The organism is Bacillus cereus group sp. MG1, from assembly GCF_040460035.1.
In the GTDB taxonomy this organism is placed as follows: domain Bacteria; phylum Bacillota; class Bacilli; order Bacillales; family Bacillaceae_G; genus Bacillus_A; species Bacillus_A cereus.
Genome location: NZ_JARVGY010000001.1, coordinates 587,097 through 609,087, shown reverse-complemented (window position 1 = coordinate 609,087; position 21,991 = coordinate 587,097). Strand labels below are relative to the sequence as shown.

The window sequence follows — 21,991 nt, the reverse complement described above, 5'->3', positions numbered from 1 at the left end:
GTGGAGGGTTTTATGAGAGTGGACATGTATCATACGAAAGTATTGAAGGCGCTCGAATCAGAAGATTACATTTCAGTACGAAGAAGAGTGCTACGTCAATTAGTAGAATCGTTAATTTATGAGGGGATTATTACACCGGTTCGCATAGAAAAAGAAGAACAACTTCTTTTTCTAATACAAGGACTTGATGAAGAAGGCAAAAGTGTCACGTACAAATGCTATGGCAGGGAACGGATGACATTTGGACGTATTTCGTTAGACTCATTAATAGTAAGAGTTCAAGATGAACAGCAAGAAATACAATCTGTCTCGCAATTTCTAGAAGAAGTTTTTCGGGTTACTAGTGTAGAACAAGCTAAATTAGATTCTTTTATACACGAATTAGAACAAACAATATTTAAAGACACGATTGCACAATATGAAAGAAATAATAAGAGAGAATATACTCAAAAATCTTACGATGAGTTCGAAAGCCATTTAATAGACGGCCATCCATATCATCCTAGTTATAAAGCACGTGTTGGATTTCAATATCGTGACAATTTTCAATATGGTTATGAATTTATGCAGCCAATAAAACTCATATGGATTGCAGCGCATAAGAATTATGCGACTGTAGGTTATGAGAATGAAGTGATGTATAACAACCTTTTAAAAGAGGAGATTGGCGATCGTAAATTAGAAGAGTTTATGGAACGAATTCGTAATAAGGGATGTAATCCAAAACAGTACGTGTTTATACCTGTTCACCCATGGCAGTGGGTGAATTTCATCATTTCAAATTATGCGGATCATATACAGGGGAAATTTATTATTTATTTAGGAACATCTGAGGACGATTATTGCGCGCAACAGTCAATGAGAACATTAAGAAATATTACGAGTCCAAAGAAACCGTACGTTAAATTATCGATGAATTTACTCAACACTTCAACACTTCGTACGCTGAAACCATACTCTGTTGTGAGTGCACCAGCAATATCAAATTGGTTAAATGATGTTGTAAGTAATGACGCCTATTTAATGGATGAAGCACGTTTAATCTTGTTAAATGAGTTTTCCAGTGTAACGTATGACACGAATAAAAAAGCTATATATGGTTCATTAGGATGTATTTGGCGCGAAAGCATTCATAAGTATTTAGATGCACAAGAAGATGCAATTCCTTTTAATGGTTTATACGCTAAAGAGAAAAATGGTACACCAATTATTGATGCGTGGTTGAATAAATATGGAATGAAGGATTGGCTACAATTACTTATTCAAAAAGCGATAATACCAGTTATACATCTTGTTGTAGAGCATGGCATCGCACTGGAATCACATGGACAAAATATGATTCTAGTCCATAAAGAAGGGGTGCCTGTTCGTATTGCGTTAAAGGATTTTCATGAAGGGCTTGAGTTTTATCGTCCATATTTGAAAACGGTTGACAAATGTCCCGACTTTACTAAAATGCATAAAACATATGCGAATGGAAAAATGAATGATTTCTTTGAAATGGATCGCATTGAATGTTTGCAAGAGATGGTGTTAGATGCACTATTCCTGTTTAATTTAGGAGAATTAGCATTCGTACTTGCGGATGAATATGGATTGAAAGAAGAACATTTTTGGATGATGGTTGTTGAAGAAATTGAAAATCATTTAAGAATATATCCACATTTGAAAGGTAGATTTGAAAATATTCAATTATATAAACCTACATTCTATGCTGAACAATTAACGAAACGTCGATTATATATGGATCTGGAATCGCTTGTTCATGAAGTTCCAAATCCATTGTATAGAGTAAGACAACTTATGAAACAAAAATCAGCTGTTACAGGGGGAAATTATGCTAATCGTTAATAAACAAGAGTATAGCAAAAGTGATTTTGAATCGAGATTACAAGTTTATGAGGAAATGGAACAATTTAAAGAAGCAGAAGGAAATAGATTTGCACTTTGTCTGAAAGATCCATTCGATATTATTACGATTGTGTTTTTCTTAAAAGAAAAGAAATCATCAGTATTACTTATACATGAAGATACACCAAAAGAAACAGCTATTGAAATGGCAAAGCGTGCAAATTGTGTAGGAATTTTATATGGAGAATATGGCGATTTTACAAAATTAGAAGTAGGGAACTTTTTACTAGAAGAGCCTTCTTTATTGCAATATAGTTCTGGAACTACAGGGGAACCGAAACTAATTCGTAGAGCATGGACGGAAGTTGATACGGAAATTACCGCTTATAATGAAGCTTTAAACTGTGAAGTAGATGAAGTGCCAATCGTTATCGCTCCTGTTTCACATTCATACGGACTAATATGTGGTACTTTATCAGCAATTAAGAGGGGGAGCCAGCCTGTAATCATTACGAATAAAAATCCTAAATTCGCATTAAATATAGTTCGCAATACAGAGAAACATATTATATATGCAGTACCACTTATGTTACACATTATGGGGAGTTTTCCATTAGGAACGTTCCAGTTTCATAAAATTATGACATCAGGATCGCCCTTGCCAGAAGCACTATTTTATAAACTAAAAGAAATGACAACATATATGATGCAGCAATACGGTTGTTCTGAAGCAGGTTGTATTAGTATATGTCATGATATGAAGAGCCATTTAGATTTAGGAAACCCTCTACCTCATGCGAGTATAAGCATAGGTTCAGATGAAAATGCACCGGAAGAAATCGTCGTGAAAATGAATGATAAGGAAATCTTCACGAAAGATTTAGGGTATAAATCTGAGCGTGGCATTCATTTTATGGGGCGTATGGACGATGTAATTAATGTTTCGGGATTAAAAGTCTTTCCTATAGAGGTAGAAGAAACGATGCTTCGATTGGAAGGTGTTCAAGAGGCAATTGTATATCGAGGGAAACATCCTGTCATGGGCGAAATAGTTAAAGCGAAAGTGATCTCTCATGTTGATCCAGTACAAATAAGAGAATGGTGTATTCAGCACTTACCTTCTTATAAAGTTCCCCATGAAATTGAAAGTGTAAATGAAATTCCTAAAAATAAAACTGGAAAAGTAAGTAGAAAGTTACTAGAGATGGGAGAGGTTACAACATGAGACGGGAAGCGTTAAAGAATGCCGTGTTAAAAATTATGATAGAAAAAATGGAACTGAAAAATGTAACGCATTTAGAAGAAACGATGCGCTTAAATCAAGATTTATATATAGATTCGGTAATGATGTTACAGCTTATTGTATACATAGAAATGGATATAAAGCTATGCGTTCCAGAGGATGAGGTAGATCCAAAGGCATTTCTTACTGTAGGATCTTTGCTTGATTTTATGGAGGAGTTACAAGAAGTAAATGTGAATAACTAACCTTTAGGAAAGTGGATGAGAGTATGACTTCAATAAAAGTGCACTGTTTAGTGAGTTGTTTTTGTGAAATTATAAAAAGGCGTAGCGACATTGATTTTCGTCCATTTTATTTTGGACTATGGGATGGAGATTTTGATATAACAGAAGGCGGAATTATTTCATATCACTCTGAAAACATTAACCATGATCATTATTTACTTTGGTTTGAAAAATTGTACGGTATTAAAGTAAACGAATGGTATGATCATGCAAAAGATAAAGATAGCAATGTAGAAACGTTTTTAGAATTAGTAGAAAACAAGCCGGAAAATCGTTATGTCATTGTAATGGTTGATATGTCTCTATTACCAGAGAGGGAAAATAAATTTCATCAAAAACCGTTTCCACATTATTTAATGATATCAAAAACAGAGAAAGAAGAAGAGTGGTTCATGCTAGATCCTGATTTTCGTTGGGAAGGAAATATGGAAAGAGAAAAAGTACTTCACTCTATTCAAGATAACCCATTTGGTGGAGGTTATTTCATTGATATAGAAGGAATTGGGGAGCCAACGCAAGAAACAGTAGCTAGTTATTTCACAGAAACATTCAAAAAGAACGACAATGAACTGACTATGGAACTGAAAAATTTAATTGTAAAAATGGCAAATGAGGAAGAAGGATATGCGCTTTCTGGTCTTGTAGCAGCAGTAAAACAAATACCAGTACTTGCAATTCGTAAATATAGTTATGAGCATGCCTTTGCATACTTCCGTGAAACGTTGCAATATTCGGAGCAAGAATTTGATTATTGGTGTGATCGGGTAGAGGATATTGTACAAGGATTTACAAATGTACAGTATCGTGCAATTAAAATGGCAATGACGAATAATAAAGGTATGCTAGTATCGATTATTGAAAAACTGGATGAAATGAATGCAATTGAACTGCAAATTAAGAAGGAATTAGAGAGACAGTTTCTATCATGGAAAGGTATGAAAACAAATCAGTCTGTCGCAACTTTTTAATAAGCTAACTGAATTTAAGATAGGGGAGTTTAATGCTATGAAATATTCGCTATGTACCATTTCATTTCGTCATCAATTAATTTCATTTACTGATATTGTTCAATTTGCATATGAAAACGGTTTTGAAGGAATTGAATTGTGGGGGACTCATGCACAAAATTTGTATATACAAGAACGCGAAACGACAGAACGAGAATTGACTTTTCTAAAGGATAAAAACTTAGAAATTACGATGATAAGTGATTACTTAGATATATCATTATCAGCAGATTTTGAAAAAACGATAGAGAAAAGTGAACAACTTGTAGTACTAGCTAATTGGTTTAATACGAATAAAATTCGCACGTTTGCTGGGCAAAAAGGGAGCAAGGACTTCTCGGAACAAGAGAGAAAAGAGTATGTAAAGCGAATACGTAAGATTTGTGATGTGTTTGCTCAGCACAATATGTATGTGCTGTTAGAAACACATCCCAATACACTAACAGACACATTGCCTTCTACTATAGAACTATTAGAAGAAGTAAATCATCCGAATTTAAAAATAAATCTTGATTTTCTCCATATATGGGAGTCTGGCGCAGATCCAATAGACAGTTTCCATCGATTAAAGCCGTGGACACTACATTACCATTTTAAGAATATATCTTCAGCGGATTATTTGCATGTGTTTGAACCTAATAATGTATATGCTGCAGCAGGAAGTCGTATTGGTATGGTTCCGTTATTTGAAGGTATTGTAAATTATGATGAGATTATTCAGGAAGTGAGAGGTACGGATCTTTTTGCTTCCTTAGAATGGTTTGGACATAATGCAAAAGAGATATTAAAAGAAGAAATGAAAGTATTAATAAATAGAAAATTAGAAGTAGTAACTTCGTAATGTGAAATGATGTGAGAGTCTCGTTTTAGAGGCTCTTTTTTTATGGTAAAAAATAACCAAAAATTTCCATGTATTTTAATTTGAATTTAACACAATTTATATATAAATAAGGAGGTGATTGGTAATGGCTAGAAATCGTAATTCTAATCAATTAGCATCACATGGAGCACAAGCAGCTTTAGATCAAATGAAATATGAAATTGCACAAGAGTTTGGTGTACAACTTGGCGCTGATACTTCTTCACGTGCAAACGGTTCTGTAGGCGGTGAAATTACAAAACGCCTTGTAGCGATGGCAGAACAACAACTTGGTGGCGGATATACTCGCTAATTGTAGAAGGTTATAGGAGAAAGGAAGGATTCTTCCTTTCTTTTTTTTCAATTAATTGGTATGGATATATTGTGAACTGGATTCAAAGAATAGGAATAATACTATAATTTCCCCAATTTCTTTTGTTGTGAATGGGAAGTAGTAAAGATGTAATAGCCCTGGTGGAATGAAAAGTTACGTTCCAGCGGGGCTATTATATGGTAAGAAATATATGATGAAAGGTTTCGAAGCCAACATGTTAAAAAAAGAAAACTGTTGTTTAATTGCGCTTGCATCAGTTCCACTTGTTATGACATTAGGGAATTCAATGCTCATCCCAATTCTGCCGACTATTGAAAAGAAATTACATATTTCATCGTTTCAAGTATCCATGATTATTACAATTTACTCTATCGTAGCCATTCTACTTATACCGATTGCTGGTTATTTATCAGATAGATGGGGACGAAAGATGGTAATGGTTCCGAGTTTGCTGATTGCAGCTATAGGAGGAGCGATAACTGGTTGGGTATCTTGGAAAGTTGATAATCCCTACAATTGGATATTGATTGGTAGAGCGATTCAAGGTATTGGTGCTGCTGGTGCAATGCCAGTTGTTATACCGTGTGTTGGTGATTTATACAAAGACGAAAAACAAGTTAGTACAGGTTTAGGAATCATAGAAACATCCAATACATTTGGGAAAGTGCTGAGCCCTATTTTAGGGTCTGCTCTTGCTGCCGTTGTATGGTTCTTACCATTTTGGGCGATTCCAATTTTATGCGTAGTATCAATTGTTTTATTACTTGTTCTAGTAAAGGCAAAGAAACAAGAAGGAGAAGTACCACCACTTAAAGAGTTTATAAAATCTATTCTGTCTACGTTTCGAGAAAAAGGAAGATGGTTAATTGCCATTTTTGCATTAGGTGCAATTATTATGCTTATTTTATTCGGAATTCTCTTTTATTTGTCGACTATACTGGAATCAAAGTATGACATTCATGGTATATGGAAAGGGTGTGTGCTTGCTATCCCGTTACTTGTACTGTCACTTAGTTCATATATGGCCGGTAAAAAAATTGGAGATAATCAAAATGTTATGAAGAAGTGTATCTATATTGGGTTTTTAATGGCAGCTGCATCAGTCATCATTCCTTTATTTATAAAAGGGATTTATTTACTACTTCTTTGTCTCGTTATTATGGGGATAGGGATTGGTATGGCACTCCCATGTTTAGATGCCCTCATTACACAAGGAATTGAAAAGGAGCAAAGGGGAACAGTTACGTCATTTTACAGTTCAATGCGATTTATCGGTGTAGCAGCTGGACCACCTTTATATTCTTTTTTCATGAAAGGGGCGGACCATGAAGTGTTTTATTTGACTAGTATTTTCGCTGCCATTGGTGCTGTCATAGCAATCATTTGGATTAAACCAGCAAAGGATGCAAAGGCGGTAAAACAGAAACCGGAACCTACTTCATAATTTGTAAGAGAATTGCATGATGTTTTGAGTAACATGCAATTCTCTTTCGTTCATTAAGAATAAATAACTTGTTTTAACATATAAAGTGCGACACCCCATATGATGAGACCAGAAAATTTATTTAATAATAAAATTGTCTTTCCGGTTGAGTCTAGTCTTTTTAGAAATTTCCCCGCTAAAGCTAAGCTTATAAACCAAATCCAAGAAACGATAATAGTTGCAAGTGTGAAAGCCCATTTTTCACTTCCTATGTATTGAATAGAATTTGTTCCAATTACACCGATTGTGTCTAAAATAGCATGTGGATTTAATAACGAAACTGATGCTGCGAAAAGGATTTGCTTTTTTAAGGGCATACTTTTTTCTTGTGTTACATCGTTGGAAGGGCTACTTCTCCAAATAACAAAGCCCATGTATAGGAGAAAGAAAAATCCAATTATATATAATGAGTTAGTTAGCCAAGAAAAAGTAAGGAGTACAAGGGAGACACCTTGCACTGCAATCAATATGAGTAACGTATCACATATAGAGGCAGTTAATACTACAGGGGCTGCCCTCCAAATGTTTGGTTGGCTCGCACCTTGGTTAAAGACAAAAACATTTTGTACACCTAATGGAATGATAAGTCCAAATGCAAGAATGATACCATGAATAATTGCTTCACTCATCATATTACCTCCTATTTTAATTCATTATGATAGTGTATATTGTATAGAAGAAATGAAAATTTGTATCCATCCATATGGTTGGGGAGGTTACCAACCAAAAAGAATATAAGGTGATATGATGGAAAGATTCGTTTGGAAACCGGATATGTCTCTAGCGACGCCGCTGTATAAACAAATAGAAACGTATATAAAAGAAAGGATCGTTAATGGAGAATGGACCGTTGGAACGAAATTACCTTCACAAAGAGATTTGGCCCATACATTTGGTGTGAATCGAAGCACAATTGTAATGGCTTTCGATGAACTAGTTGCGAAGGGATATATTGAAGGGAATGGCAGGAAAGGAACAATTGTTGTAAATAATAATGAGAATGTTTCAACTTACGCACCCCCGCCTAATTGGCAGTCTTATGTAGAAACAGGACTTCATTATCCGAATCTCCCAGCTATTCAAGAGATTAATCAAGCTGAATTTTACCCACATGTAATTCGGTTAGGAACAGGTGAGCTCGCGCCGAGTCTCTTACCTGAGAAAAAGATGAAAGAAATTATGAATAACCTTTTAAAGTCAAATGTGACGCTTGGGTATGAAGAGCCGAAAGGAAATCTTTATTTAAGGGAAAAGATTTCCGAATACTTAAAGGAGCATGGCGTATATGTATCTCCTGACTCTATATTAATTGTTTCAGGAGCAATTCAAGCGCTGCAACTTATTTCTATGGGGCTTCTTTCGAAAGGGGCATCAATCTTATTAGAGAAACCATCCTATTTATATTCGCTTAATGTTTTTCAATCAGCAGGAGTACGTTTAATTGGAATCCCAATGGATGAAAGCGGGTTACATACATCATATATTAAGAAATATAAGAAGCAATTTAATGCCTCTATTTTATATACAATCCCGTCTTTTCATAATCCAACGAACTTTAGTATGAATGCGAAGAAACGAATAGAAGTGATGGAAATATGTAATGAAATTGGATTACCTATTATAGAGGACGCAGTGTATCAAGACTTATGGTTTGATGCACCTAGTTCGAAACCTTTAAAGGCCTATGATAAAAATGGAATCGTACTACATATTGGAAGCATGTCCAAAGTAATTAGTCCAGGTTTAAGAATTGGATGGATTGTTGGACCCGAGCCAGTAATTCAAAGATTGTCAGACATAAAGATGCAAACAGATTATGGTTCAAGCACTATATCCCAGCAAATTGCAGCAGAGTGGTTTACAAATGGTCTATATGATGAGCATTTGCGATTTGTAAGAAGTGAATTGAAAAAACGAAGAGATTTTATGTTACTAATGTTAGATAAATATCTTCGTGAAATAGCAACTTGGCATGAACCAACAGGCGGGTTTTATATATGGGTACATATAAAAGTACCCATTTCATATCGCAGTTTATTTGATAAAGCTCTGCAAGAAAAGGTTTTATTAAACCCAGGTACTTTATATGATAGAAGTGCAAATCAATTTTTGCGCCTATCGTATTCATACGCAACGTTAGAAGAAATTGAAATAGGTATAAAAAAACTTGCACAACTAATGAAAAAGTAAGAGGAGAAAGTAATGAAACAATATGTAATTTGCCAAATGATCAATGGAGGAAAATATTTAGCTGCTTATGCGGAGACGAAGCAAGAGGCGATTGAAAAAGCAGAACTGTTAGGATTAAGAACGGGAAATCGTTACATAGTTATAACTGCAGAAGAAGCCGAAGGCTTAACGTATCCTTAAACAATGTATGAGATTATATAGGAAGTAAATAAGTCTAGTAATATAAGAATTTACTAGGCTTATTTACTATTAAGTTGTTAAACGTTCTCGTATTTATACGCAAAGTAATAATATTATGAGTCAAGTTGACGAAAAAATCGATTTGTCTTTCGGTCTTGATTTCCTTTTCTATACTCATCAATATATTGCCTAAAGTTCCAAGCTTGTAAAAATTTATTAGCAGAGTTATAACCAGAATTGTAAAGCCAGTCTTTTTCTTCCTTCGTCAGTTCAAAATTAGTACTTGTAATCGTTCCTGTTGGAATTGTAATTGTTCTTGCTTTTGATTCCTTATCTAAATGACGTAAATCATGAGCTTGCATCATTGTTTTAAATAGTCCTTTGAACATAGAAATAGGCTCGTTATAGTGAGCAGGGTCAGCTTGAATCTCATCTTTTACAAAATGAAATCCGAAAGTCGGCCAGCGAGGAGCGGTAGGTGAATCGAAGATCCAAATTGGATAATTACTTAGAATTCCTCCGTCAACCATATAACAAGGCTGCTTCCATTTTGGAGTTCTCCATTTTACGGGTTCAAAGAAGAAGGGGATTGTACTACTCATTCTTACCGCTTTAGCGATAGAGAAGCGATAATTTAAAAATCCATAGTTTGGTAAGTCGTCAGGAAAGACAACCATTTTACCATTACTAATATCAGAAGCGATGATTTTGAGTTTGTTTAGATCCGGTAAATCAGTAAATAAATGAACACCTTTTTTTCGAAGTAATTCTTCAATCCATTCTTCTATAAATACATTAGAGTATATACCTAGAGTAGTCCATGCACTTAGTCCTTTTCCGATAAAGGGGATTTTGTCAATAAAGGTTTTCTTCGTAAATTTATTATAATCGATATCAGTTATAATGGTTTTTAGCTCTGAACAAGAATATCCTGCAGCTAAAAGTGCCGCGATAATTGCACCAGCTGATGTTCCAGCTACACGTTCCCATTCATAACCTTTTTCGGCTAACGCGCAAATTGCCCCAACATGCGCAATACCGCGCACACCGCCTCCTTCAAAAACACCATCAATCTTCATTAAACATACTTCCTTTCAAATAAAAGATTTGGAAATGGCAAAAAAGCACGTATTGTACGTGCTTTTTTACAATGGTTTTTAAGTTTACTAGCAGCCTACAAAGCCGCCCCAACAGCTAGCTCCGATGATGATTAGAAGGATGAATAAAACGATTAATAAAGCGAAACCTCCGTAACCACAACCACCACAGCTACCGCCGTAACCGCCGCAACTATATCCGTAACCCATGTGGAATTCCTCCTTATATTAAAAATAAAAATGAACGAGGGGAAAATGTACTGGAAGAACTAAAGAACTATCGTGTTTGTAGGAACAATGTATAGTATGCTTTTTTAAACTTGTTCGCGTACGAAGGATAAGCCCGTTTTTTGGAGGCTTGTTGATTTTGTAAAGAATGAAGTATAATCTTTGTACTATGATATAAATAAGTATGTAAATGTAAGGAGAATTTATGAATAAAAAAATTGAAGTATTAATTGATAAATATGAACTAACACACTTGAAAGAGGAACTTATTAATACTGTATTTCCTTGTATAAAAGTTGTGCCAAAGCAGCAGGAAACTGTTGCGATAGGTAGTTCGAAAATGGGAGGAGTTCCTGATTTACCAGCTTTATTTGAATATCCAAAGCATAAAGGAAATCCACTACAATTTATCGCGCAATTTAACTTAAGTGATTTACAAAACGTTGGTATGGATCACAATCTTCCTAAGACGGGGATGCTGTATTTCTTTTGCATTGAAAATTATTTTGAAGAAAATGTGAAGCTAACAGAGGCTGGGGGTGTACTTTATTATGATGTTCCTGTAGAGCAATTACGAAGAGGAAATGAAGTACAAGCGAAATATAACCAGTGTGCAATTACTTTTGAACTGACATACAAATTACCAGAACTTTTCATTGAAGATGAGGCTGATTCAGATCGTTTCTTGCAATTAATTGAAGAGCTAATTCCGGATAACTACGATAACCATCAAATGTTTGGTGAGCCATTCTCTGTACAAGAAGAAGTGTTATATGAGACGGGAGAATATATGGGAGTAGACCCGCAGCAAATGACTCTTTTATTCCAAATTGATTCAGATCATAAAAATTGTAATATGGTTTGGGGAGAACTAGGGATGCTATATTTCTGTATTAGTAATGAAGATTTGAAAAATCAACGTTTTGAAAATACATGCTGCGTATTACAAACATGCTAATGAAAAAAGGTTGTTCTTTTAAAAAGAACAACCTTTTTATGTGAATTAGTTAATATGCATAATCTCATATGACCTATACGAAAAAGTATTGTATACTCTGAAACTATACGATACTTTTTCGTATAGTTATAGAATATAAGGAGTGACAAGATGGGAAAGACAAGTAAGTATGTGACAGCTGCCGCACTTTGTTCAACTATAGTAATGGGAGGCTTACAAGCGTCATCTGTATCTTATGCAGCTACAAATCCGACTACAGTGACAGCACAATCAGATGTAAAGTTATTAGATGATTTCAGAAAAGAATTAAAAAAACAGATTGATAATCGAGAAGAGAATATTACAATCACATATAAAACAAAAGATAGAAATGCTAGAAATATTATGGATCAATTGTATGGTGAGTTTAATAAAATTGTAGATGCTGATGAGTATGTAAAATATAATGTAGCGTCTACTAGATATTCTATTAAAGGAATGCCAGGGGACTATACGTTTACACTGCAAGTAAAATACCGTGAATCAAAAGAACAAACTCAATATGTAAAAGCTCAGGCGAAATCAATTGTTGGATCAATTGTAAAACTAGGGATGGATGAGCATGAGAAAGTAAAAGCTATTCACGATTACGTTGTTAAGCATGTGTCTTATGATACGTCTTATCAAGCGTATACAGCATATGAAGCATTAGCGAATCGTTCTGCCGTTTGCCAAGGATATACATTATTAACGTATGAGTTGTTAAAAGAGGCAGGTATTCAAAATCATATTGTAACAGGCACAGGAAATGGACAAGCTCACGCGTGGAATTTAGTGAACATTGAAAACAAATGGTATCACCTAGATACTACATTTGATGATCCAGTACCAGATAAAGCAGGGCGTGTAACTTACTCATATTTTAATATGTCTGACGAACAGTTAAGTAAAGATCATGAATGGGATCGTAGCAAATATCCAGCGGCAACTACAAGTTATTTTGGTGAATTAACAAATAAAATAAAAGCTGGTAGCTCAAAAACTGTCGTATATGAGCAGATGTTAAAAGAAACAAATTTACAATACTTATCTGCAGAATACGGAGCAGAAAATTATAATGAATTTAAGAAAAAGTTGCAGCAACAGTTTGCAGCCAAGCCAGAAAAAGTAGAAGTGCGATATAAGCAGTCCATGGATGGAACGATGCAAGATATAAAGAAAGTATTAAATGAAATAAATTGGCCAAAAGGTGCAAAGCGTGTGTCTTATCAAGTAGCGCCTTACAGTGCATTGGCGGGTTATTCATTAGCGACAATTACATTTACGTATTAAGCAATGGGAAAAAGCATCTGTAAAAGGTGCTTTTTTTATTAATTGATTGCTTTTGAATATTAAGAATTGTGTGATAGAATAAATGGATAAGGATGTGAATGTGGAATGAACTTGTTCGAAAGTAATATTTTTACATTGATATATACTTGTTTAGTAATCGGACTTATCGTTTTGTTTTTCATATCATTTACTTTGTTTATTAGAAGAGTATTACAAAGCAGTGCTGCAAAGAAACACCACGTAATTAATATGAACCAGAAGCTAGATCGAATCATTGAATTGCTTGAAAAAGATAAGAAATAGCGATAGAAGAGGTATGAAAAGGGGAAAGAGAATGGCCAATTATATAAAAGAATTACGTGAAAAAGTAGGACATGATTATGTTTTCTTAAACTTTGCCGGTGGTTGTGTATTTAATAAAGAAGAAGAAGTATTACTGCAAAAAAGAGGAGACTTTAACGCTTGGGGATTTCCAGGTGGTGCAATGGAGATAGGAGAATCAGCTGCGGAAACTGCAATCCGAGAAATCAAAGAAGAAACCGGGTATGATGTAGAAATAAATGAGCTTATTGGAGTGTATACAAAATATTTTCAATCATATCCAAATGGAGACAAGGCTCAGTCAATTGTGATGTTCTTTTCATTCTCAATAGTTGGAGGTGACAAAAAAGTAGATGGTGATGAAACGCTGGATTTGAAGTTTTTCCCGTTAGACGACATGCCACCGTTATTTTGTAAACAACATGAAGATTGCCTGCAAGATTTATTGGAGAAAAGAGTAGGGGTATATCGTTAACATATAAAAAAGAAGCTAAATGAAGATTAGCTTCTTTTTTATGTTTAATTTATTTCCACCAATCATCAAACATTGACGCTGGTACTTGTCTTTTATGCTCACTCACTGTGTAACGTTTTTCAATTTTCTCTGCAACGTCAGCTGGAACTGCTTTACCTTCTAAATAATCATCTAATTGATCATAAGTAATACCTAACTCTGTTTCATCAGCTTGACCTGGTTTTTCATCTAATAAATCAGCTGTTGGCATTTTTAAGTAAAGTCGCTCGTCTGCACCTAACTCTTGTAATAATGCACGTCCTTGGCGCTTCGTTAATCCCGTTAATGGTAATAAATCTGCACCACCATCTCCGAATTTTGTAAAGAACCCTGTTACAGCTTCTGCAGCGTGATCTGTTCCGATAACAAGTAGCCCTTTTTGTCCACCAATTGCATATTGAGTAACCATACGGATACGTGCTTTCACGTTACCTTTATTGAAATCTGTTAATGATTCACCCAATAAGTTTTCATATTGATTTGAAAAAGCATCAACAGTTGAAGCAATATCAAATGCAACAGATTGATCTGCTTGAATGAATTGTAATGCTAATTGTGCATCATCTTCATCTTTTTGTACTTTATAAGGAAGACGCACGGCGATAAACGTTGCATTACCACCTTCGTTACGAATTTCTTCAACTGCAAGTTGTGCTAAGCGTCCTGCTAATGTAGAGTCTTGTCCGCCGCTAATACCAAGTACAAATCCTTTTGCACCTGTTTTTTTTACATAATCCTTTAAGAAATCAACTCGTTTACGAATTTCAACTTTTGGATCAATTACAGGCTGAACATGTAATGCTTTCATAATCTGTTCTTGTAATGTCATTATGTTTCCTCCTATTCATATTAAAGCGGTAATTAAGTTTATATGTATAATGGTACATACTTCTATCCTTTATTATTTCGCAAAATTAACGAATATACAATAGGATGTGTGTATGAATATGAATATGAATGTAGTCATTATAAATAAAGTACTACGTATAAGCAATTTTTTTAAACCTTTCAAAAATGTAAGGTTTTTGTCATTTGAATCGATGGAAGGTATTTCCGCACTTTACTAATATAAAAACATAGATAGTAGAAGGGCGGAGAAGTAATATGAACATTAGAGAACTAGCATATCGGAATGTAACCCGAAATAGACGGACATACTCAGCCTATTTTTTGAGTAGTGCATTTGCAATTATGGCCTTTTTTGTGTATTCATTTTTTGCGTTTCATCCGGCATTAAGTGCAGGAGAATTAGGTCAGTACGTATTCGTAAGTATGTCTTTTGCACAGTCTATTATTTACTTATTTACATTCTTCTTTATTTTATATTCGATGGGAATGTTTTTAAAAACGAGAAAGCGTGAACTAGGGATTTTAATGATGTTAGGTATGACGAAATATCAATTAAAGCGTCTAATCTTTTTTGAAAATATTATGATTGGAATAGGGGCAATTATTTTTGGTATTCTTTCAGGTATGTTATTTTCAGGGGTATTACTATTTGTCGCTCCGATGATATTGAAACTAGATATCTCCTTATCCTATTACATACCGATGAAAGCAATTGTTGTAACGAGTATTATGTTTTTTATTTTATTTATGATCATATCATTGTTTAGTGCAGGAATGATTCGTAAAAATAAGATTATGAAGTTGTTTAGAGGATCGGCAGAGGCGAAACCTGAACCGAAAGCATCAATCATTTCTTCCATATTAGCAGTAGTATTGCTTAGTGCTGGCTATGTAGGAGCTCTTCTATCACATGGAGCAATGGTATTTATTATGATGATTCCTGTTACAACGGTAGTTATTATTGGGACGTATTTGTTGTACAAGCAGCTGAGTGTCTTTATTATTCGATTATGTAAAAAAAGTAAACGTTTTTATTGGACACAGACTAATATTATTACGTTATCAGATTTAGCGTATCGCATGAGAGATAACGCAAGAATGTTCTTTATTGTAACCATTATTTCTACTGTAGCATTTTCCGCAATAGGGACATTAGTTGGCTTCGCATCCATGACGAAAGGGATAATGGAGAGACCGATTTCGTTTCATTACCATTCTAAGCAAGGGAATAGTAACGAATCACAGCATATACAAATGATTGACAAAGGATTAAAGAAACATAGTATAGCAGCTTCAAAAACTAATATTTCGACAAAGAAAACGGAGGAACAGTCGTTAAGAAGCGCCATTTTTATAAAAGAATCAGACTATAAGAAATATGCAAAGTTAACAGGAGAACCATTTAATACTGTAGCAAATAAAGAAGTTGTATTTTTGTCAGCTAATATACCAGGGCCAACGATGAAAGAAAGAAAAGAAATTACTTTACCTAATATGAATGAAAATTTAAAAGTGAAAAAAGTTACTTCATCTTCATTGGGGAAAATATTAAGAGGAAATGTTTATGTAATCTCTAATAATCAATATGATTCATTACAAGATGGGTTTATAGAGACAAAAGATTATATGTATAAAACTGAAAGAACGAAAGATGAGATTGAAATTGGTAAAGAGCTTACGCATCAAATTAAACCGTATCAAGAATATTCAACGTTTAGTGCGGAAGAGTACGAGCAAAACCAAAGTTTACAAATTGCAGGACCGATTTTATTTGTAGGTTTCTTTATTGGTATAGTATTTTTCGTTTGCGCAGGAAGTTTCCTTTACTTCCGTTTATTCTCCGATTTGGAGGATGATGTTCGTTTGTTCGAAATGATTCGTAAAGTTGGATTGACAAGTAGGGAATTATCGAAGGTAGTTACAATTCGATTGGCGCTTTTATTCTTCGTTCCAATTGGTGTTGCAACATTACATGGAGCAGTAGCCTTAACGGCGTTAGGGCAAATGTTTGAGTACTCATTGTTTAAAGAAAATACAGTTGTATTAAGTATTTTCATAGTTATTCAAGTTGTATACTTCTTACTTATAAGATCCCGTTATGTAAAACAATTGAAAGAGAGATTACGTATGCATTAAATGTGTTTTTTTAACTCGAGTACAAAATTTTCTAAAAAGAGGCAAGTATTGTCAAAAAGTGATAAAATGGAAAAAGCGAGGTGAAAAAATTAATAGAGAGTAAGGGGGGAGAAATATGAAAGCAACAGGAGTTATTCGAAAAGTAGACGAATTAGGACGAATTGTTATCCCTAAAGAATTACGCGATGTATTGGGAATACAAATCAAATCACCGCTTGAAATTTTTGTAGAAGCAGATAAAATCATTTTACAAAAATATCAACCTTACAATGCTTGCCAAATCACAGGTGATGTTTCAGGGCAGAATATTACATTAGCAAATGGAAATATTACAGTTGGCATAGAGGGAGCGGAATATTTAGTAAAAGAAATAGAAAAGTTTTTAAACAAGAGTGAGGTTTAGTCTTAATTTATATTATTTTTCAAATACATATCATTCTTTTAAAAGACTGTAAGAGGACCATTAATTGGTCCTCTTATTTTGGTTATTAGTTGAACGACTCGGGTTGTTACTTCCTACAAATCATAGGGAAAATAAAGAAGTATTATAGAGGTAGTAAATGATGTTGAGAAATATTTGAAAAGAAGGAAAACAAAAAGAATAAAACGAATGTTACATTTACACGTATTCAAAAGTGGTCTGAAATGAAAATAATACATTTTCAGGAGGGATTACGATGAGTAGTACAGTGAATAAACAAAAAGGTATACAATTGATTCCGTTTACCGTAAATAAGGTGGTAGAACAAGTAAATGAAATTCCACCAGGTGTACAACTGATTCACGCTCCGCAAGTATGGGAAAAGAGTGTGAAGGGGCAAGATGTAGTCGTTGCCGTATTAGATACAGGGTGTGATACTAATCATATAGATTTAAAAGATCGTATTATCGGCGGAAGAAATTTCACAAAAGATTATGAAGCTGATCCAAATGTGTATCTTGATAATAACGGACATGGTACTCATGTTGCGGGAACGATTGCCGCGACTGAAAATGGTGTCGGTGTATTAGGAGTTGCACCACTTGCTAAAATGTTAGTATTAAAAGTTTTAGCGGGAGATGGTTCTGGAAGTTATGAGCAAATTATTGAGGCAATTCATTATGCTGTAAATTGGAGAGGGCCGAATCAAGAGAAAGTGAGAATTATTTCAATGTCACTTGGTGGTCCGCAAGATGTTCCAGAATTACATGAAGCAATTCAAAATGCGGTAAAGCAGGATGTTCTCGTTGTATGTGCTGCTGGAAATAATGGAGATTGCGATGATGAAACAGAGGAACTAGACTTTCCGGGTGCGTACTCCGAGGTAATTGAAGTTGGTGCCGTTAATTTAGAGCGGAAGATTGCATGTTTTAGTAATTCAAATCAAGAAATTGATCTAGTAGCGCCAGGTGATGAAATATTATCTACGTATCCAGAAGGAAAATATGCTGTGCTAAGTGGAACTTCCATGGCGACGCCGCATGTTGCTGGAGCGCTCGCCTTGCTCATTAAACAGTGTGAGAAAGAATACGGTCGAAAGTTATCGGAGCCGGAAATATATGCACAACTCATTAAAAGAACTGTACCTTTAGGGTACGAACGTACATCTGAAGGGAATGGATTAATAGATTTATTAAAAGAATAGCCATATTAAAAAAACATCTCATATGAATATGAGATGTTTTTTTAATATGGCTCTGTCGCATGTAATACAACTTGTAATAAACCTGGGAATCTAGCATTTAAATCTTCTTCACGAATTGAAATGAAACGTTGTGTTCCTTCAAGGCGCGTGTACATAACACCTGACTCACGTAAAACTTTGAAATGGTGAGATAAAGTTGATTTTGCAACAGGGATGTTTAAAGCACCACAAGATTGTTCATTTTTCTCTAGTAACATATTTACAATTTGTAAACGAATTTGATCGCTAAGTGCATATAAGACAGAAGAAAATTGAATTTCTTCTCGATTTGGATGATAGAGTGTACGCATATTTCACCTACTTGTATAAGTTAAGATATTTGCACTATAACATATAAAGTGGTATATTTCTATTGTTCGAATATATTCGAACAATAGAAATATAGGGGGAGAAAAAATGAAGTATATAAAATTGCAAAAGGCAGGATTAAATATTTCAAAGTTGGGTTTAGGTACAAATGCAGTAGGGGGACATAATTTATATGCTGATGTGAATGAAGAAGAAGGAAAGCGATTAGTAGAAGAAGCTATTCAGCAAGGGATTACATTTTTTGATACAGCAGATTCATATGGTTTCGGTAGATCGGAGGAATTAGTAGGAGAAGTATTAAAGGGAAAACGTCATGAGTTTATACTTGCTACAAAAGGTGGAATTCAACCGTTGTTAAATGGAGAAACTTATATTAACAATGAACCAAGTTATTTAAGGAATGCTGTGGAAAATAGCTTAAGAAGATTACAGACTGAATATATTGATTTATATTATTTACACTTTACAAATCCTGAAACAAGTTACATAGATTCAATCGGAGAGCTTACTCATTTAAAAGAAGAAGGGAAAATTCGTTCAATTGGAATATCGAACGTAAACATAGAACAATTAAAAGAGGCGAATCAACATGGTCATATAGATGTTGTACAATCTCCATACAATATGTTAGAACGTACAGCTGAGGAAGAACTGTTGCCGTATTGTATAGAAGCGGGTATTTCATTTATTCCATATGGGCCTCTTGCTTTTGGAATATTAGGCGGAAAATATACAGAAGATTTTAAATTAAATGAAGTCGATTGGCGTCAAAATGTAAATCTATTTGAAGAAAATACATATAAGAGTAATTTTAAGAAAGTGAATAAGTTAAAAGGGCTAGCTAAAGAAAATGATATTGAAGTGTCTCATTTAGCGTTAGCATGGTTATTAAATAAAGAAGGGATTGATACTGTTATACCTGGTGGAAAGCGGGCAGAGCAGGTAAGAGAAAGTGTGAAAGCGGTAGATGTTGCATTGAATGAAAGAGTCATGAAAGAAATCCAATCTATTTTAGAAGATTAGTTAAACAGAGGGAGAGTACCCTCTGTTTATATAAGGAGAAGGTCTAAATGAACAGAGTACTAGCTGTATTTTTTATGATAATGTTTATGATCGGTACAGATACTTTCTTAATTTCACCACTGTTGCCGACATTGCAACAGGTGTATCATGTTTCAACTGAGTTGTCAGGATGGATGGTGAGTTCGTATGCTTTAGGGTATGCTGGATTTGCGCTTGTGGCTGGTCCTATATCAGATGGATTAAACAGAAAAAAAGTAATGGTACTAGGTATGAGTTTTTTTGCAATAAGTACGTTTTTTTGTGGAATTGCACCGAGTTTTTTATGGATGCTAACATTTAGATTTTTAGCAGGTGTAAGTGCAGCTTTTGTATCTCCACAAGTGTGGGCATCTATTCCGCTTCTTATAGAGAAGAAGCAAATTGTGAAAGCAATTGGTGTTGCAACAGCAGGGTTATCAATCTCTCAAATTTTAGGGCTGCCACTGGGAGCTTATTTAGCAACGATACATTATACAATTCCATTCTATTTCATTGGTATATTATCAGCACTACTTGTCATTCTTATTTATGTTGTATTACCAGAAATACAGTCGGTTCATATAGGTGGAAATAAAAAAGCGATTTTACAGCGTTATAAACAATTACTTACAGATTCAAAGGTTTCACTTTCTTATTTTGCATACTTTGTTTTTCAAACCGGAAATTTTGCTGCATTTTCATTTTTTGGTGTATGGCTTTCCATTCAATTTGGCTTACAAGTTCATGAAGTAGGTACAGCTATGCTCGTATTAGGATTAGGAAATTTAATTGGTAATATTTTTGGTCCTAGAATCGTAAATAAAATTGGTTATAACCTTTCTTTCTATGGTGGAATTATATTTACAGCAGTGCTATATGTATTACTTCCTCATGTAAAGAACATTGTATTGGTGGAGTTATTGTTCTTTGCTTTATTTTTTGTGACAGGAATTTTGTTTGTATTAATGATGAGGCACTTACAAAACATGTCTAGTGTAGCAAGAGGAACAGGAGCGGCGCTTGCAAATGCTTCTATGTACATTGGTCAAATGATTGGTGCGGCAATAGCTGGAATGTTATTTGCAATATCTCACAATTTTATACTTATAGGTAGTTTTACTGCGTTACTATATATAGGAGCTTTATTTTTGTTTAGAAAAAGTGAAAAAATTACTGAAAATAGTGAAACAGGAATTGCATCATAAAGCTTGTATAAATATTTCGCAAATCAGAATTAATAAGAGTGTGAATACATGAATGTGCTTTTAATTAAAGTGGTTACTAAAAGTATAGAGATAGTAGAAGAAATGTATTGTAACAAAGTTATGAGGAATCAAAAAATAAAAATCCCTATAAAGATAGGGATTTATATATCGGCATATAGTTCCTTGGAAAAGGATATACTTAGTTTAGCATATCGGACTACTTATATTTGTGAAATAGATGTGAAAGTAATGTGAAAAATGCCGAAGGAAAAAACTATTTAAATAGAGGGCAATTTAGATGGGGATATGGATTTTACATAAATGTTGTGTTATATTTCTACTTATCTGTTAATAATTACATATTTTAATTTTATTGGGGATAAAAGGGAGAGGTTTAAATGCAATGGTATTTGAAAGCTCTAAAGAATTATGGGAATTTTAGTGGTAGAGCTACGCGAAAAGAGTACTGGATTTTTAGTTTATCCAATATCGTAATTTTTTGGCTACTGTTATTTTTATCATCATTTTCAGAGGTGTTAGTTGCTATTATTGCGTTGCTATTTATGTTAGTAATGATTATACCAAGTTTTTCGGTTGGTGCACGACGATTACATGATATTGGGAAAACGGGATGGTGGCAACTATTAAATTTTGTACCGTTTGGTAGCATTGTTTTACTTGTATTTTTTATCATTGAAAGTGAAGAAAATGACAATCAATACGGACCAAATCCGCATTCAGATTTAAAAGAAGCGATTTAATAAACTTATTTAGTTTGTAGCATTACTAGTTCAATTATTTTATCTATTATTAAAATGGTTTGCGTGGGCTAATATTATTAGGTTGATCTTTAGGTCTAGATGACTTTTGAAACTGTAAAAATGGAAAGATAAAGGCAGAGAGAAT

At 34.2% G+C, this 21,991-nt stretch carries 25 protein-coding genes; 20 read left to right on the top strand and 5 right to left on the bottom strand.

Annotation, left to right across the window (positions count from 1 at the left end):
* Positions 1-12: 12 nt before the first annotated feature.
* From QCI79_RS02980 to bcbE, 7 genes are all read left to right on the top strand, one after another.
* Positions 13-1,851 (top strand): IucA/IucC family protein, encoded by a 1,839-nt coding sequence (locus QCI79_RS02980; RefSeq protein ID WP_023901485.1) that lies wholly within the window; start codon positions 13-15, stop codon positions 1,849-1,851.
* Positions 1,838-3,076, top strand: coding sequence for an AMP-binding protein (locus QCI79_RS02975; RefSeq protein WP_021728402.1), 1,239 nt, complete (start codon positions 1,838-1,840; stop codon positions 3,074-3,076). Before QCI79_RS02980 ends, QCI79_RS02975 begins: the two co-directional genes overlap by 14 nt.
* Entirely contained in the window at positions 3,073-3,339 is a 267-nt protein-coding gene (gene asbD, locus QCI79_RS02970) for a petrobactin biosynthesis protein AsbD (RefSeq protein ID WP_001250558.1), read from the top strand. The genes QCI79_RS02975 and asbD overlap by 4 nt, the downstream gene beginning before the upstream one ends.
* Positions 3,340-3,362: 23 nt before the next feature.
* The gene (locus tag QCI79_RS02965; protein ID WP_000200704.1) at positions 3,363-4,346 is read left to right on the top strand and encodes a DUF6005 family protein; all 984 of its coding nucleotides are present in this window, start codon (positions 3,363-3,365) and stop codon (positions 4,344-4,346) included.
* A 37-nt stretch (positions 4,347-4,383) separates the two neighbouring features.
* Positions 4,384-5,226 carry a sugar phosphate isomerase/epimerase family protein gene (locus QCI79_RS02960; RefSeq protein ID WP_000877670.1) on the top strand — a complete coding sequence of 281 codons (843 nt, stop codon included), beginning with the start codon at positions 4,384-4,386 and terminating at the stop codon, positions 5,224-5,226.
* Between the two features lie 124 nt (positions 5,227-5,350).
* Positions 5,351-5,557, top strand: a complete 207-nt coding sequence (locus QCI79_RS02955; protein ID WP_000113545.1) for an alpha/beta-type small acid-soluble spore protein — start codon at positions 5,351-5,353, stop codon at positions 5,555-5,557.
* A 235-nt stretch (positions 5,558-5,792) separates the two neighbouring features.
* A complete protein-coding gene (gene bcbE, locus QCI79_RS02950) occupies positions 5,793-7,022 on the top strand; it encodes a bacillibactin exporter BcbE (protein ID WP_033667350.1) in 1,230 nt (409 codons plus the stop codon).
* A 53-nt stretch (positions 7,023-7,075) separates the two neighbouring features.
* Here bcbE and QCI79_RS02945 read toward each other — a convergent pair whose 3' ends face one another.
* Complete coding sequence (locus QCI79_RS02945) at positions 7,076-7,690, bottom strand: LysE/ArgO family amino acid transporter (RefSeq protein WP_001287305.1); 615 nt, start codon at positions 7,688-7,690, stop codon at positions 7,076-7,078.
* Positions 7,691-7,808: 118 nt separating this feature from the next.
* On the opposite strand from QCI79_RS02945, the gene QCI79_RS02940 reads away from it, so the two are divergent.
* Complete coding sequence (locus QCI79_RS02940) at positions 7,809-9,251, top strand: aminotransferase-like domain-containing protein (RefSeq protein ID WP_000439399.1); 1,443 nt, start codon at positions 7,809-7,811, stop codon at positions 9,249-9,251.
* A gap of 12 nt (positions 9,252-9,263) precedes the next feature.
* Entirely contained in the window at positions 9,264-9,431 is a 168-nt protein-coding gene (locus tag QCI79_RS02935) for a DUF3933 family protein (protein WP_000816391.1), read from the top strand.
* 113 nt (positions 9,432-9,544) lie between these two features.
* On the opposite strand, the gene QCI79_RS02930 is transcribed toward QCI79_RS02935, so the two are convergent.
* Positions 9,545-10,510 carry a patatin-like phospholipase family protein gene (locus QCI79_RS02930; protein WP_000686789.1) on the bottom strand — a complete coding sequence of 322 codons (966 nt, stop codon included), beginning with the start codon at positions 10,508-10,510 and terminating at the stop codon, positions 9,545-9,547.
* Between the two features lie 87 nt (positions 10,511-10,597).
* On the bottom strand, positions 10,598-10,738 hold the full coding sequence (locus tag QCI79_RS02925; protein WP_000540423.1) for a YjcZ family sporulation protein: 141 nt from the start codon (positions 10,736-10,738) through the stop codon (positions 10,598-10,600).
* A gap of 223 nt (positions 10,739-10,961) precedes the next feature.
* On the opposite strand from QCI79_RS02925, the gene QCI79_RS02920 reads away from it, so the two are divergent.
* From QCI79_RS02920 to QCI79_RS02905, 4 genes are all read left to right on the top strand, one after another.
* Positions 10,962-11,714 carry a YwqG family protein gene (locus tag QCI79_RS02920; protein ID WP_021728401.1) on the top strand — a complete coding sequence of 251 codons (753 nt, stop codon included), beginning with the start codon at positions 10,962-10,964 and terminating at the stop codon, positions 11,712-11,714.
* A gap of 150 nt (positions 11,715-11,864) precedes the next feature.
* Positions 11,865-13,025 carry a transglutaminase domain-containing protein gene (locus QCI79_RS02915; protein ID WP_000520856.1) on the top strand — a complete coding sequence of 387 codons (1,161 nt, stop codon included), beginning with the start codon at positions 11,865-11,867 and terminating at the stop codon, positions 13,023-13,025.
* 105 nt (positions 13,026-13,130) lie between these two features.
* Positions 13,131-13,328 carry a DUF4083 domain-containing protein gene (locus QCI79_RS02910; RefSeq protein WP_001048102.1) on the top strand — a complete coding sequence of 66 codons (198 nt, stop codon included), beginning with the start codon at positions 13,131-13,133 and terminating at the stop codon, positions 13,326-13,328.
* A 31-nt stretch (positions 13,329-13,359) separates the two neighbouring features.
* A complete protein-coding gene (locus tag QCI79_RS02905) occupies positions 13,360-13,821 on the top strand; it encodes an NUDIX hydrolase (protein WP_021728400.1) in 462 nt (153 codons plus the stop codon).
* 49 nt (positions 13,822-13,870) lie between these two features.
* Here QCI79_RS02905 and nadE read toward each other — a convergent pair whose 3' ends face one another.
* Positions 13,871-14,689, bottom strand: coding sequence for an ammonia-dependent NAD(+) synthetase (nadE, locus tag QCI79_RS02900; protein ID WP_000174901.1), 819 nt, complete (start codon positions 14,687-14,689; stop codon positions 13,871-13,873).
* Positions 14,690-14,964: 275 nt separating this feature from the next.
* On the opposite strand from nadE, the gene QCI79_RS02895 reads away from it, so the two are divergent.
* From QCI79_RS02895 to QCI79_RS02885, 3 genes are all read left to right on the top strand, one after another.
* Positions 14,965-16,845 carry an FtsX-like permease family protein gene (locus QCI79_RS02895; RefSeq protein WP_001026002.1) on the top strand — a complete coding sequence of 627 codons (1,881 nt, stop codon included), beginning with the start codon at positions 14,965-14,967 and terminating at the stop codon, positions 16,843-16,845.
* 115 nt (positions 16,846-16,960) lie between these two features.
* Positions 16,961-17,248, top strand: a complete 288-nt coding sequence (locus QCI79_RS02890) for an AbrB/MazE/SpoVT family DNA-binding domain-containing protein (RefSeq protein WP_000648325.1) — start codon at positions 16,961-16,963, stop codon at positions 17,246-17,248.
* 274 nt (positions 17,249-17,522) lie between these two features.
* A complete protein-coding gene (locus QCI79_RS02885; RefSeq protein WP_000099756.1) occupies positions 17,523-18,470 on the top strand; it encodes a serine protease in 948 nt (315 codons plus the stop codon).
* Positions 18,471-18,511: 41 nt separating this feature from the next.
* Here QCI79_RS02885 and QCI79_RS02880 read toward each other — a convergent pair whose 3' ends face one another.
* Positions 18,512-18,820, bottom strand: a complete 309-nt coding sequence (locus QCI79_RS02880; protein ID WP_001259906.1) for an ArsR/SmtB family transcription factor — start codon at positions 18,818-18,820, stop codon at positions 18,512-18,514.
* Between the two features lie 106 nt (positions 18,821-18,926).
* Here QCI79_RS02880 and QCI79_RS02875 point away from each other — a divergent pair, with 106 nt between their 5' ends.
* The 4 genes from QCI79_RS02875 (at position 18,927) to QCI79_RS02860 (ending at position 21,846) form a co-directional block, all read left to right on the top strand.
* On the top strand, positions 18,927-19,862 hold the full coding sequence (locus QCI79_RS02875; protein WP_000874082.1) for an aldo/keto reductase: 936 nt from the start codon (positions 18,927-18,929) through the stop codon (positions 19,860-19,862).
* A 47-nt stretch (positions 19,863-19,909) separates the two neighbouring features.
* A complete protein-coding gene (locus QCI79_RS02870) occupies positions 19,910-21,085 on the top strand; it encodes an MFS transporter (RefSeq protein ID WP_001082497.1) in 1,176 nt (391 codons plus the stop codon).
* 48 nt (positions 21,086-21,133) lie between these two features.
* Positions 21,134-21,340 (top strand): hypothetical protein, encoded by a 207-nt coding sequence (locus tag QCI79_RS02865; protein WP_001101741.1) that lies wholly within the window; start codon positions 21,134-21,136, stop codon positions 21,338-21,340.
* Positions 21,341-21,483: 143 nt separating this feature from the next.
* Complete coding sequence (locus QCI79_RS02860; RefSeq protein WP_001198794.1) at positions 21,484-21,846, top strand: DUF805 domain-containing protein; 363 nt, start codon at positions 21,484-21,486, stop codon at positions 21,844-21,846.
* Positions 21,847-21,991 lie beyond the last annotated feature (145 nt).

Coding starts and splice junctions, on each gene's coding strand:
- QCI79_RS02905 (WP_021728400.1), top strand. CDS start 13,360: ATGGCCAATTATATAAAAGAATTACGTGAAAAAGTAGGACATGATTAT.
- QCI79_RS02935 (WP_000816391.1), top strand. CDS start 9,264: ATGAAACAATATGTAATTTGCCAAATGATCAATGGAGGAAAATATTTA.
- bcbE (WP_033667350.1), top strand. CDS start 5,793: ATGTTAAAAAAAGAAAACTGTTGTTTAATTGCGCTTGCATCAGTTCCA.
- QCI79_RS02895 (WP_001026002.1), top strand. CDS start 14,965: ATGAACATTAGAGAACTAGCATATCGGAATGTAACCCGAAATAGACGG.
- QCI79_RS02860 (WP_001198794.1), top strand. CDS start 21,484: ATGCAATGGTATTTGAAAGCTCTAAAGAATTATGGGAATTTTAGTGGT.
- asbD (WP_001250558.1), top strand. CDS start 3,073: ATGAGACGGGAAGCGTTAAAGAATGCCGTGTTAAAAATTATGATAGAA.
- QCI79_RS02955 (WP_000113545.1), top strand. CDS start 5,351: ATGGCTAGAAATCGTAATTCTAATCAATTAGCATCACATGGAGCACAA.
- QCI79_RS02965 (WP_000200704.1), top strand. CDS start 3,363: ATGACTTCAATAAAAGTGCACTGTTTAGTGAGTTGTTTTTGTGAAATT.
- QCI79_RS02945 (WP_001287305.1), bottom strand. CDS start 7,690: ATGAGTGAAGCAATTATTCATGGTATCATTCTTGCATTTGGACTTATC.
- QCI79_RS02915 (WP_000520856.1), top strand. CDS start 11,865: ATGGGAAAGACAAGTAAGTATGTGACAGCTGCCGCACTTTGTTCAACT.
- QCI79_RS02875 (WP_000874082.1), top strand. CDS start 18,927: ATGAAGTATATAAAATTGCAAAAGGCAGGATTAAATATTTCAAAGTTG.
- nadE (WP_000174901.1), bottom strand. CDS start 14,689: ATGACATTACAAGAACAGATTATGAAAGCATTACATGTTCAGCCTGTA.
- QCI79_RS02890 (WP_000648325.1), top strand. CDS start 16,961: ATGAAAGCAACAGGAGTTATTCGAAAAGTAGACGAATTAGGACGAATT.
- QCI79_RS02975 (WP_021728402.1), top strand. CDS start 1,838: ATGCTAATCGTTAATAAACAAGAGTATAGCAAAAGTGATTTTGAATCG.
- QCI79_RS02885 (WP_000099756.1), top strand. CDS start 17,523: ATGAGTAGTACAGTGAATAAACAAAAAGGTATACAATTGATTCCGTTT.
- QCI79_RS02925 (WP_000540423.1), bottom strand. CDS start 10,738: ATGGGTTACGGATATAGTTGCGGCGGTTACGGCGGTAGCTGTGGTGGT.
- QCI79_RS02880 (WP_001259906.1), bottom strand. CDS start 18,820: ATGCGTACACTCTATCATCCAAATCGAGAAGAAATTCAATTTTCTTCT.
- QCI79_RS02865 (WP_001101741.1), top strand. CDS start 21,134: ATGAATGTGCTTTTAATTAAAGTGGTTACTAAAAGTATAGAGATAGTA.
- QCI79_RS02980 (WP_023901485.1), top strand. CDS start 13: ATGAGAGTGGACATGTATCATACGAAAGTATTGAAGGCGCTCGAATCA.
- QCI79_RS02960 (WP_000877670.1), top strand. CDS start 4,384: ATGAAATATTCGCTATGTACCATTTCATTTCGTCATCAATTAATTTCA.
- QCI79_RS02920 (WP_021728401.1), top strand. CDS start 10,962: ATGAATAAAAAAATTGAAGTATTAATTGATAAATATGAACTAACACAC.
- QCI79_RS02930 (WP_000686789.1), bottom strand. CDS start 10,510: ATGAAGATTGATGGTGTTTTTGAAGGAGGCGGTGTGCGCGGTATTGCG.
- QCI79_RS02870 (WP_001082497.1), top strand. CDS start 19,910: ATGAACAGAGTACTAGCTGTATTTTTTATGATAATGTTTATGATCGGT.
- QCI79_RS02910 (WP_001048102.1), top strand. CDS start 13,131: ATGAACTTGTTCGAAAGTAATATTTTTACATTGATATATACTTGTTTA.
- QCI79_RS02940 (WP_000439399.1), top strand. CDS start 7,809: ATGGAAAGATTCGTTTGGAAACCGGATATGTCTCTAGCGACGCCGCTG.